Here is a 7,378-nt window from a genome sequence, read left to right on the forward strand (position 1 = left end):
AGCGGCTCGCCGCAATCTGGGGAAGGGCGCGAGTTAAGGCTTGCCATCGAAGCGGGCGGCGCTAGCTTCCGCGCCAGTGTAAAGATATGCGGCCTGGCCTGCGGGCTTGGCAGCAAGACTAGGGGAATTGCATGTTCGGTCGCGTGAAATCACTCGACGCCATTTTGGCAACTGCCGAAAAGAAATCGCTTCACCGTTCGCTCGGCGCCTTCCAGCTGACCCTTTTCGGGATCGGCTGCGTCATCGGTACTGGCATTTTTGTTCTGACTGCCGCTGGCGCGCAGAAGGCCGGACCGGGGCTGATGCTGGCCTTCGCCATTGCCGGGGCGATCTGCATCGTGGCCGCGCTGTGCTACTCCGAAATTGCCTCGATGATTCCGGTTGCGGGGTCTGCCTATACCTACACCTATGCGACGATGGGCGAGCTGCTTGCCTGGACGGTCGGTTGGGCGCTGGTGCTCGAATATGCGGTTGCCGCCTCGGCGGTTTCGGTCGGCTGGTCGGGCTATTTTACCGGTACCATTCTTGAGCATACGTTCGGGATACATCTGCCCGCGTGGATGGTGGCCGGGCCATTGGCGCTTGGCGGATCGCCTGGTGGGGTGATTAACCTGCCAGCCGCAGTCATTGCGCTGTTGGTAACCTGGTTGCTTATGATCGGCACAACTGAAAGCGCACGGGTCAACGCCGCGTTGGTCCTTATCAAGGTCACTGCGCTCACTGCATTTATCTTCCTGACGCTACCCAAGGCCGATATGGCCAACTTCAATCCGTTCCTGCCGGCCGGAGTGTTCGGCGGGTTTGGTACTGGGGTTGGTGCGGTTGGCGCGGCGGCAACGATCTTCTTTGCTTACGTCGGTTTCGACGCGGTTTCGACCGCGGCGGAGGAGACCAAGAACCCGCAGCGCAATGTGCCGATTGGTTTGATTGGCAGTCTGCTGTTTTGCACTGTGTTCTACATGCTGGTAGCCGCCGGTGCAGTTGGCACGATTGGTGGGCAGCCGATCATGGGGCCGGGCGGCGTGCCGTTCCCAGCGGGTTCGGAAGAGCTCGCTCGGCAGTGTGCGATGCCGCAGTATTCGCAGATGTTGGTCTGTTCGAAAGAGGCTCTGGCGCACGTGTTGCGCCAGATCGGGTTCGGCACGGTGGGCAATATGCTGGGCTATGCCGCCTTTATAGCATTGCCATCGGTGATCCTGATCCTGCTGTTCGGCCAGACCCGCATCTTTTTCGTGATGGCGCGTGACGGACTGCTTCCCGAAGTGCTGGCCAAGGTTCATCCCAAGTGGAAGACGCCCTATGTCGTCACTTTCCTGACCGGGGTGGCTACGGCGATTGCAGCGGCGTTCTTGCCGGTTGGACAGCTCGCCGATATCGCCAATGCCGGGACGCTTTATGCGTTCATGATGGTGGCAATCGCGGTGATGATGCTGCGCAAGACTGCACCGAACTTCCCGCGGGCATTCCGCACTCCGGCGTTGTGGTTGATCGGCCCGGCGACCATTGCTGGCTGTGTGTTCCTGTTCTTCAATCTGCCGATGGCGGCCATGTTGGTCTTGCCGATCTGGGGAGCAGTCGGTCTGGCGATCTATTTCCTCTATGGCTACCGCACGAGCCATGTCGGGCAAGGTCTGGTCGAGGTGCATGAGGCCGATGACGATTTGCCGCCATTGCAGGGTGTCTAGTATCCGCTGATTGCTGAATTATCGAGACGGGCTGTCCCTGCGGGGGCGGCCCGTTTTGCTTGTGCGGTGTAGCCAGACGGCCCCGGACTCCCACTTTCGGCCCTCGCTATGACAAAGCCTTTGCGAATCACTCCCAATGAGAACATAAATAGAACAGAGGAGCGATTCCCCAGTGACCGAACCCACCCCGCTTGCCGCCTTTGCCCGCCGCCGTACTCCCCTCCCGCTTGCGAGAGGGGTTGGGGGTGGGCCACTCGTGCCTAATGCGGTTTATGGGGCCGGGTCGAACCCACCCCTGACCCCTCCCGCAAGCGGGAGCGGGCCCGTCCTTCCTCACTGGCGCCCGGGGCTGGGCGGGGCGGCGGTCCATTCCGAACTGTTTGCATTCTCGGGCGAAGCCAGCGGGGCCGGGCTCGCCTTGGCCATGGCGCTCGATCAGGCGGCGGGGGATGAGCGCCCGTTCCTGTGGGTGCAGGATAAGGCGGCGCTGCGCAAATCGGGCCGGCCCTATCGCCCGGGGCTGCCGCCAGCGCTGCGTCACCGCTTGATCCACGTGGCCGCGAACACGCCGGAGGATGCGCTGTTCGCGCTGGAAGAAGGGCTGCGCTGCCGCGACCTGTCTTTCGTGGTGGGCGAACTGGCCGGCAATCCCAAAGGCCTGTCATTCACTGCTTCGCGGCGGCTCAGCCTGGTCGCCGAAAAGCACGGCGTGCCGCTGTGGCTGATCCGGATCGATGCGGCGCACGATCTGTCTTCGGCGCGGATGCGCTGGGACGTGCGCAGTGCCGCCTCGCCGCCGCCGCGCTGGAATGCCGATGCCCCCGGTCCCCCTGCCTGGCAGGCCCAGCTGTTCCGCGCCCGGGCGCATCCTCCCGGAAAATGGATCTTGCGCGATGACGGACAAAGCCTCGTCGCCGGTGCCCCCCACCACGAACAGGCGGATCCTGTCGATCTGGTGCACAGGCCTGGCGATCGATCGCTGGCAACTGGCTGAAGCATCGCATTTCACGCCCCCCTCCTCTTCAGAGGAGGGGCTGGGGGTGGTGGCACCGCAGGCGCGCGGGGCAGGGCACCACCGCGCTGCGACTAGGCCCGGCTATGCCCAGCCAAGTCTCGCTGCCCCTCCTTCGAAGAGGAGGGGGGAGTCAGAGATACCTTTCGCATTGCTGGCCGACACCGTGCATGGCCTGCGGCTGACGGCCACCAACGCTGCGGCGCGGGCGGCCGGCGCGCAGGTGGGCGCGATGCTCACCGATGCGCGGGCCCTGTGCCCGCAGCTTAAGGTGGCGCCGGGCGATCCGGCGGGCGATCTTGCCTTCCTTGAACGGCTGGCGCTGTGGGCGCGGCGCTGGGGGCCGTGGGCGGCACTTGATCCGCCCGATGGCCTGCTGGTCGATACAACCGGGGTGGCGCATCTGTTCGGCGGCGAGGCCGGACTGCTGGAGGACGCCGCGCGCAGCCTGGCCGCGCGCGGGCTTTCGGTGCGGCTCGCGCTGGCCCCCACCGCCGGGGCGGCCTGGGCGCTGTCGCATTATGGGCCCGAGCAGGCGATCTGGCACGCGGGCGACAGTTTTGACGACCTGCCGATCGCCGCGCTGCGGCTTGATCCGGCGGTGCAACTGGTGCTGCGGCGGCTTGGCCTGAAGCGCATCGGCCAGCTTTCGGGCGTGGCGCGCGATGCCCTGGCGCGGCGGTTCCGCACCGTCCGCGCGCCCGCCGCCAATCCGCTGGTGCGGCTTGACCAGCTGCTCGGCCGGGTGCCCGAACCCTTGCTGCCGGTACAGGGCAAACCCGTGCCGCTGGCCCAGCGCCGCCTGGCCGAACCGATCCGCCACCGTAGCCTGCTTGACCGGGTAGTGGAGGATCTGGCCGCCGATCTGGTGCGCAGCCTGGAGGCGCAGGGGCTGGGTGCGCGGCGGCTTGAACTGGGCTTGTGGAAGGTCGATGGCGAAGTGCTGGTCAGGAAGCTCGAGCTGGCCGAGGCCAGCCGTGATGGCGCGCATCTGGTGCGCCTGTTCGCCGCGCGACTCGATGATATCGACGCCGGGTTCGGGATCGAACTGGCCCGGCTTTCCGCCCCGTGGTGCGAACCGCGCGCGCTCAGCCAGCGCGATTTCGAAACGGCCGCAGAGGCGCACGGCACCAGCCTGGCGGCCTGCATCGACCGGCTGAGCGTACGCCTGGGCGCAGAGGCGGTGCGTCGCCCGGAACTTCATGCCAGCCACTGGCCAGAACGCGCCCAGCGCTGGCTTGCGCCGCTTGAGCCCGCGCGGGAACGGCAGGAAAGCCTGGTCTTCCACGCCCGCCCCTTGAAGCTGCTTGACCGGGCCGAGCCGATCGCGGTGATCCACACGCACCCCGATGGCCTGCCGCGCCGCTTCCGCTGGCGCGGCAACCTGCATGATGTGCTGCGTGCCGAAGGGCCTGAGCGGATCGCGCCCGAGTGGTGGCGCGAGCGCGGGGCTGCGCGGCTGCGCGACTATTACCGGGTCGAGGACGGGCAGGGGCGGCGCTACTGGATCTACCGGCAGGGTATCGCCGGCGATGGGCGCGGCGATACCCCGGACTGGTTCCTGCAGGGGCTTTATGCCTGAGCCACGCCCCGATCAAAGCGGATCGTTGACCAGCGCCTTGGCGGTCACGTAATCCAGCTTGTCCTGGCTCATCGGTGCGTTATCACCGGCGATGAAGGCCATCAAATCGTTCTTCAGCCGCTCAGTCTGGCTGGCGAAAATTCCGTGGGCCTCGCCATCATACTCGATCAGTACCGCGCCCGGCACTTTCTTCGCCACTTCGCGTGCCGTCGCATCAATCGGCACGGTCTTGTCCGCGGTGCCGTGGATCACCAGCGTCGGCACCTTGAAATGCGCCAGATCGGGGCGGAAATCGGTAGTGGCAAAAGCCTTGGCCGCACCCAGTGTGGGACGCAGGCCGGCCTGCATCGCCGTGGTCCACGACAGGTGCAGGACTTCGTCGCTGACCGGGTGGCTGACCAGCCCGACGCCATAGAAGTCCTTGAAGAATCCGGTAAAGAACTTGGCCCGGTCTTCCAACATGCCCTGGGTCATTTCATCGAAGGCGGCTTGCGGCACGCCATCGGGGTTGCTTTCATCCTGCAGCATGTAAGGGACCACCGAGGAAATCAGCGCTACTTTGCTGACGCCCTTGCCCTGATGACGCGACATGTAGCGGGCAATCTCACCCCCGCCCATCGAGAAGCCGACCAGCGTGATGTTTTCTGTTGCGTCATAATGCGCCAGCACGGCGGCCAGATCGTCGGCAAAGGTATCATAATCGTAGCCGCCTGAAGGTTGGCTCGAACGGCCGAATCCGCGGCGGTCATAGGCAATGGCCTTATAGCCGGCATCGGCCAGCGCGTGGCTGATCGGATCCCAGCTATCGCCTGAAAGCGGCCAGCCGTGGATCAGCACCACGGGATCACCTTCGCCCCATGCTTTTGAATGGATATGAGCGCCGTCTGCGGTTTCGATGGTGTGCATTGGAAATCTCCGTCTTGGGCAGGGTTAACGCGGGCGCAGCGCCAAGTGTTCCGGGGCGCGGACGAAATTGCGGTCAACCTGCCCGCAGCGGAGACAAGGCGCTTTCGGCAAAAGGATTCGCCTAAACCGGAAATGGAACATAAAAAGAACATTTGTCTATCAGCCACCGAGTCCCATGCCCGAATCCGCGCTTACCCCCGAACGTCGCCGCGCCGCCGAAGCTGCGCAGCCGCCGCTGCGCAGCCCGTTTGTCGAGCTGGGGTTGGTCAGCTGTTTTTCGTTCCTGCGCGGGGCGTCCGATGCGGTGGACCTCACCACCCAGGCCCGCGCGCTGGGCTATGACGCACTGGGGATCGCGGATGCCAACACCATGGCCGGGGTGGTGCGGCTGCACGCCGAGGCCAAGGCGCTCAAACTGACCCCGGTGATCGGCTGCCGGATCGAAGTGGTGGAGGGGCTGGCCTTCCTCGCCTATCCGCAGGATCGCGCGGCCTATGCCCGCCTGTGCCGGCTGATCTCGGCCGGACGAATGGGAAAACTGGACGGCGAATGGCAGGAAAAGGGCGTGTGCGACATCTCACTGGCGATGCTGGCCGAACATGCCGAAGGCGTCCACCTGGTGCTGCTGCCACCCGACGATCTGGATGCAGAGCTGACGATCGCGGTGGAAAGCAATGTTGTGCCGTTTGATCCACGCGGGCGCGCGGAGACGCGGAGGGAAGGGGAGGAAGGGGAGGAAGGGGAGGAAGGGGGCTCTCGCAAAGGCGCAAAGGCGCGAAGAGGTAGCTGTTGGGGCGAAGCCTCTTCAAAACCTCGCGTTGCGCCAGACGACGAGGTCCAAGCAGCAGACAATGCTTGCGGCGCAGAGCAGGCTCTTCGCGCCTTTGCGCCTTTGCGAGAGCCAAATCTTTCTGCTCTTCTCCGCGTCTCCGCGCCTCCGCGTGAAACCCTTCTAACCGCGCCGTTCCCCGAACTGCTCCCGCACCTTGCCCAGCAGCTGCCCACGCTGCGCCACCTGGCTGCAAGCTACCTTTACAGCGGCGGCGACATCGCCCGAATCGCGCGGCTCGATAGTCTGGCGCGGGATAACGGCCTTGAAATTCTGGCCACCAACCTGCCGCTCTATCACGCCCCGCACCGCCGCCCGCTGCACGATGTGATGACCGCGATCCGCCACAAGACCACGGTGGCGATGGGCGGGCATCTGTTGCAGGCCAATGCCGAGCGCCATCTCAAGGGGCCGGAGGAAATGGCGCGGCTGTTTGCGCTCTGGCCCCACGCGCTCAGCGCCGCGCGCGAACTGGCGGATGCGTGCAGCTTCAGCCTGGACGAATTGCGCTATGAATATCCGCTCCAGACCTACCCGGACGGGCTCGACGCGCAAGGTTATCTTACCCGGCTGACCTGGCAGGGCGCGGCGCAGCACTATCCGCACGGGGTGCCGGATGAAGTGGCCGATACGCTGCGCAAGGAACTGGCCTTGATCGGCAAGAAGGCGCTGGCCCAGTATTTCCTGACCATCAAGGAGATCGTCGATTTCGCGCGCAGCCGCAGCCCACCGATCCTGTGCCAGGGGCGCGGCTCTGCGGCCAATTCGGCGGTGTGCTTTTGCCTCGGGGTCACGTCGGTCAACCCGGTCGAGCATGCGTTGCTATTCGAGCGGTTCATTTCCGAAGACCGTGACGAGCCGCCCGATATCGATGTCGATTTCGAGCACGAACGGCGCGAGGAGGTGATCCAGCACATCTACGCCAAATACGGCCGCCACCACGCCGGGCTGTGCGCCACGGTGATTCATTACCGCCCGCGCATGGCGATCCGCGAGGTCGGCAAGGTGATGGGACTTTCGGAGGATATCACCAGCACGCTCGCCAAGACGGTGTGGGGCGGGCACGGCCGCTCGATCAAGGAAGCCCACATCGAAAGCGAAACCGGGCTCGATCTCAGCGATCCGCACTTGCGCCGGGTGCTGGTGCTGACCGAGCAGCTGATCGGCATGCCGCGCCACCTCAGCCAGCATGTTGGCGGGTTCATCCTCACCGAAGGCCCGCTGATCGAGACGGTGCCGGTCGGCAACGGGGCGATGCCTGAGCGCAGCTTCATCGAATGGGACAAGGACGATATCGACGCGCTGGGCATCCTCAAGGTCGATGTGCTGGCGCTGGGGATGCTGACCTGCATCCGCAAATGCCT

General features: G+C 65.1%; 5 protein-coding genes. 4 read left to right on the plus strand and 1 reads right to left on the minus strand.

The features are described from left to right. Positions 1 to 131 precede the first annotated feature (131 nt). The 3 genes from RMN99_RS11555 to RMN99_RS11565 all read left to right on the plus strand — a co-directional run bounded on the left by RMN99_RS11555 (position 132) and on the right by RMN99_RS11565 (position 4,279). The gene (locus RMN99_RS11555) at positions 132 to 1,685 is read left to right on the plus strand and encodes an amino acid permease (protein ID WP_309623465.1); all 1,554 of its coding nucleotides are present in this window, start codon (positions 132 to 134) and stop codon (positions 1,683 to 1,685) included. A 424-nt stretch (positions 1,686 to 2,109) separates the two neighbouring features. Further along, a complete protein-coding gene (locus RMN99_RS11560) occupies positions 2,110 to 2,679 on the plus strand; it encodes a hypothetical protein (protein ID WP_309623471.1) in 570 nt (189 codons plus the stop codon). Between the two features lie 169 nt (positions 2,680 to 2,848). Further along, the gene (locus tag RMN99_RS11565; RefSeq protein WP_409035252.1) at positions 2,849 to 4,279 is read left to right on the plus strand and encodes a DUF6504 family protein; all 1,431 of its coding nucleotides are present in this window, start codon (positions 2,849 to 2,851) and stop codon (positions 4,277 to 4,279) included. A 12-nt stretch (positions 4,280 to 4,291) separates the two neighbouring features. Here the strand turns inward: RMN99_RS11565 and RMN99_RS11570 are convergent, their stop codons facing one another. After that, entirely contained in the window at positions 4,292 to 5,185 is an 894-nt protein-coding gene (locus RMN99_RS11570; RefSeq protein ID WP_309623466.1) for an alpha/beta hydrolase, read from the minus strand. A 175-nt stretch (positions 5,186 to 5,360) separates the two neighbouring features. On the opposite strand from RMN99_RS11570, the gene RMN99_RS11575 reads away from it, so the two are divergent. Then, a partial coding sequence (locus tag RMN99_RS11575) for a PHP domain-containing protein (RefSeq protein ID WP_309623467.1) occupies positions 5,361 to 7,378 on the plus strand: 2,018 nt, incomplete at its 3' end.

Source organism: Novosphingobium sp. (assembly GCF_031417815.1).
In the GTDB taxonomy this organism is placed as follows: Bacteria; Pseudomonadota; Alphaproteobacteria; order Sphingomonadales; family Sphingomonadaceae; genus Novosphingobium.

Excerpts from the sequence above, each read along its gene's own strand:
- RMN99_RS11555 (WP_309623465.1), top strand. The coding sequence starts at position 132 with ATGTTCGGTCGCGTGAAATCACTCGACGCCATTTTGGCAACTGCCGAA.
- RMN99_RS11560 (WP_309623471.1), top strand. The coding sequence starts at position 2,110 with ATGGCGCTCGATCAGGCGGCGGGGGATGAGCGCCCGTTCCTGTGGGTG.
- RMN99_RS11570 (WP_309623466.1), bottom strand. The coding sequence starts at position 5,185 with ATGCACACCATCGAAACCGCAGACGGCGCTCATATCCATTCAAAAGCA.